We start from the raw sequence: 329 nt of genomic DNA, 5'->3' as shown, positions 1-329 counted from the left end.
GCCCGCCCGCCCCCCCGTCGGGGGACGAGGGTCCGGGACCCGCCGGGCCGATCCAGCCCGCGTCGGCCTGGGGCGGGATCGTGTAACCGAGGTGCTGGAGACTGTAGAGAACGTTCATCGCACAGTGCTTCACGCCGTCCTCGTTGCCGGTGATCAGACATCCGCCGACCCGGCCGTAATAGGCGTACTGGCCCTGCGGGTTGAGCAGACTGGAGCAGGCGTAGAGGCGCTCGATGACCTTCTTGGTCACCGAGCTGTTGTCGCCGAGCCAGATCGGACCGGCGACGACCAGGATGTCAGCGGCCATCACCCGCTCGTACAGCGCGGGC

The 329-nt window shown here is 68.7% G+C and carries 1 protein-coding gene; it reads right to left on the bottom strand.

What is annotated here, in order from left to right; all coding sequences use genetic code 11:
• Window positions 1–329, bottom strand: a 329-nt coding sequence (locus IF54_RS0139100; protein ID WP_030327555.1) for a flavodoxin family protein, incomplete at both ends; no start/stop codon positions are given.

It is taken from the genome of Streptomyces sp. NRRL B-3229 (assembly GCF_000719505.1).
Classification (GTDB): domain Bacteria; phylum Actinomycetota; class Actinomycetes; order Streptomycetales; family Streptomycetaceae; genus Streptomyces; species Streptomyces griseorubiginosus.
This window is presented reverse-complemented; position numbering and strand designations above follow the sequence as displayed.